Source organism: bacterium endosymbiont of Bathymodiolus sp. 5 South (assembly GCF_900128535.1).
Classification (GTDB): Bacteria; Pseudomonadota; Gammaproteobacteria; order PS1; family Pseudothioglobaceae; genus Thiodubiliella.
This window is the reverse complement of the sequence record NZ_FQTR01000153.1, coordinates 1-3,909: the sequence shown is the minus strand read 5'-3', so window position 1 is coordinate 3,909 and position 3,909 is coordinate 1. Positions and strand designations below refer to the sequence as shown.

Sequence of the window (3,909 nt, the reverse complement as noted above, 5' to 3'; positions counted from 1 at the left end):
CACTGGCGCCATAGATCTATCAAAACTGGGTGATAAGTCAAAATACACCATTGATTACCTCGGCGATAAAAATGCCAATATTCTTACTGGCACTACTAAAGATGAAATCTTTGTTGCTGGTGCAGGCAACGACATCCTAACGGGCAACGGTGGTATGGATGTATTCAATGCAGGTTTAGGCAACGACAACATCATTATTAACGCCAGTAATATCACTGCACTAGAAAAAACCGGCACAGGCAACCGCACTCGTGTTGATGGTGGTGGTGGTATTGACACCCTTAAACTTGAGGGTGCAGGTTTAACTCTAGATCTAACTAAAATCAGTGACAGACGCATCCAAGACATTGAAGTTATTGATATTACAGGCTCAGGTAACAACACCCTACAGCTCAACTTAGATGATTTATTACACGCCTCTACTAGTACCAATATTCTTAAAGTATTGGGCAATAGTGGTGATGAAGTCATTGTCACTGGCTTTAATGGTTTAGTAACCAAGAAAACTGTTAATGGCGTCACTTATGATGTTTACACTCATAGTGACGCTAATGCAGGTGCTAATGCCGAGCTTTGGGTTCAAAAAGGTGTCACATTAATGGGGGCTCAGCGTGGCTTTGTTATCAAGGGCGAGTCAGCGCGTGATCATAGTGGCTACTCGGTCTCCAACGCAGGCGATGTTAACGGCGATGGCTTAGATGATTTAATTATCGGTGCTTATGGTGCCGATCCAAGTGGTAAATCATCTGCAGGTAAATCCTATATCGTGTTCGGTAAACAGGACACCGATGCCATTAATTTATCAGACATTGTTGCTGGCAAAGGTGGCTTTGTTATTAATGGCAAGTCAGTGCGTAATTATAGTGGTCGCTCAGTCTCCAGCGCAGGTGATGTCAATGGTGATGGTTTAGATGATTTAATTATCGGTGCTTATAGCACCAATCCAAACGATAAATCAAACGCAGGTGAATCGTATGTTGTATTCGGCAAACAAGACACCGATGCCATTAATTTATCAAGCATTATTGGCGCAGGTGGCTTTGTTATCAAGGGCGAGCCAGGGAGTTTTTGGAGTAGCCACTTAGTCTCCAGTGCGGGCGATGTCAATGGTGATGGCTTAGATGATTTAATTATTAGTGCACGTGACATAGGTAAATCATATGTCTTGTTTGGCAAACAAGACACTAATGCCATTAATTTACCAGCCATTGCTGCTGGCACAAGCACAGATGGCTTTGTTATCAAGGGCGAGCCATGGAATGACTATAGAGGTCATCTAATCTCCAGCGCAGGCGATATCAATGGCGATGGCTTAGATGATTTAATTATAGGTGTTTATGAAGCCAATCCAAACGATAAATCAAAAGCAGGTAAATCGTATGTTGTATTCGGCAAAAAAGACAACACCGATGCCATTGAATTGTCAGACATTGTTGCTGGCAAAGGTGGCTTTGTTATCAATGGCGAGTCAGTGCGTGATTATAGTGGCTACTCAGTCTCCAGCGCAGGTGATGTTAACGGTGATGGCTTAGATGATTTAATTATAGGTGCTAGGCAAGCCGATCCAAGCGGTCAATCACATGCAGGTAAATCGTATGTTGTATTTGGCAAAAAAGACAACACTGATGCCATTGAATTGTCAGCCATTGCCGCTGGCGCAGGTGGCTTTGTTATCAATGGCGAGTCAGCGCGTGATTATAGTGGTTGCTCGGTCTCCAACGCAGGTGATGTTAACGGTGATGGATTAGATGATTTAATTGTGGGTGCTTATGGTTCTGACGATTCAAGCGGTAAATCACACCAGGGTAAATCATATGTTGTGTTCGGCAAAAAAGACAATACCAATGCCATTGAATTATCAGACATTGCCGCTGGTATTGGTGGTTTTGTTATCATTGGCGAATCAGCGGGTGATTATAGTGGCCACTCAGTCTCCAGCGCAGGTGATGTCAACGGTGATGGCTTAGATGATTTAATTGTGGGTGCTTGGAATGCCGATCCGAGCGGCAGGACAAGCGCAGGTAAATCCTATGTCATCTTCGGCAAAACCGACACTAATGCCATAGATTTATCAAAATTGGGTGATAAGTCAAAATACACCATTGATTACCTCGGCGATAAAAATGACAATATTCTTACTGGCACCACTAAAGATGAAATCTTTGTTGCTGGTGCAGGCAACGACATCCTAACGGGCAACGGTGGTATGGATGTATTCAATTATCATCAACGCCAGCAACATCGCCGCACTAGAAAAAACCGGCGCAGGCAACCGTGCCCGTGTTGATGGTGGTGGTGGTATTGACACCCTTAAACTTGAGGGTGCAGGTTTAACTCTAGATCTAACTAAGATCAGTGACAGACGCATCCAAGACATTGAAGTTATTGACATTACAGGCTCAGGCAACAACACCCTAAAGCTCAACTTAGATGATTTATTACACACCTCTACTAGCACCAATATTCTTAAAGTATTGGGCAATAGTGGCGACAAAGTGATAGTTATTGACTTTGACTATTTAACAACTGAGAAAACTGTTAATGGTGTCACTTATTCTGTTTACACTCATAGTAACGCCAGTACAGGTGCTAATGCCGAGATCTGGGTTCAAAAAGATGTAATATTAACGGTGGCTCAGCGTGGCTTTGTTATCAATGGTGAGTCAACACATGATCATAGTGGTCGTTCAGTCTCCAGTGCAGGTGATGTCAATGGCGATGGCTTAGATGATTTAATTGTGGGTGCTTATACTGCCAATCCAGGTGGCAAACCAAAAGCAGGTAAATCGTATGTTGTGTTCGGCAAACAAGGCACCGATCCCATTGAATTATCAGCCATTGCTACTGGCACAGGTGGCTTTGTTATCAATGGCGAGTCAGCGGGTGATTTTAGTGGACATTCAGTCTCCAGTGCAGGTGATGTCAATGGCGATGGCTTAGATGATTTAATTGTGGGTACTAAGGAAGCTAAATCGTATGTCGTGTTCGGCAAACAAGACACCGCTGCCATTGAATTATCAGCCATTGCTACTGGCACAGGTGGCTTTGTTATCAGTGGCGAGTCAATGCGTAATCATAGTAGATTCTCAGTCTCCAGTGCAGGTGATGTCAATGGCGACGGCTTAGATGATTTAATTATTGGTGCACATAACGCTGGTAAATCGTATGTCGTGTTCGGCAAACAAGACACCGCTGCTATTAATTTATCAGTCATTGCTGCTGGCAAAAATACAGTCGGCTTTGTTATAAAAGGCGAGTCAAGGCATGATTATAGTGGATTTTCAGTATCCAGCGCAGGTGATGTCAATGGCGATGGCTTAGATGATTTAATTATTGGTGCACATCACGCCAATCCAAGCGGTGAGAAAAAAGCAGGTAAATCGTATGTTGTGTTTGGCAAACAAGACACCTATCCTATTGAATTATCAGCCATTGCCACTGGTAAAGGTGGCTTTGTTATCAAGGGTGAGTCAGCGGGTGATCATAGTGGCTATGCAGTTTCCAGTGCAGGTGATGTCAACGGTGATGGTTTAGATGATTTGATTGTGGGTGCTTATGGTGCTAAATCAGGTGCAGGTAAATCGTATGTTATATTTGGCAAACAAGACAATACCGCTATTAATTTATCAGCCATTGCCGCTGGTACAGGTGGCTTTGTTATTAATGGCGAGTCAGCGGGTGATCGTAATGGTTACTCAGTTTCCAGTGCAGGTGATGTCAATGGCGATGGCTTAGATGATTTAATTGTAGGCGCTCATGCTGCCGATCCAAGCGGTAAATCACGCACAGGTAAATCATATGTTGTGTTCGGCAAAAAAGACAATACCAATACCATTGAATTATCAGACATTGCCACTGGTATTGGTGGTTTTATTATCATTGGCGAATCAGCGGGTGATCATAGTGGCT

General features: G+C 43.5%; 1 protein-coding gene and 1 pseudogene. Both read left to right on the top strand.

Annotation, left to right across the window (positions count from 1 at the left end):
- Positions 1–2,287: integrin alpha (locus BBROOKSOX_RS09385; protein ID WP_180323960.1), on the top strand; the 2,287-nt coding region annotated here is incomplete at its 5' end.
- Positions 2,211–3,909, top strand: a pseudogene (locus tag BBROOKSOX_RS09380) (FG-GAP-like repeat-containing protein); the annotation flags it as partial. The gene BBROOKSOX_RS09385 and the pseudogene BBROOKSOX_RS09380, both read left to right, overlap by 77 nt.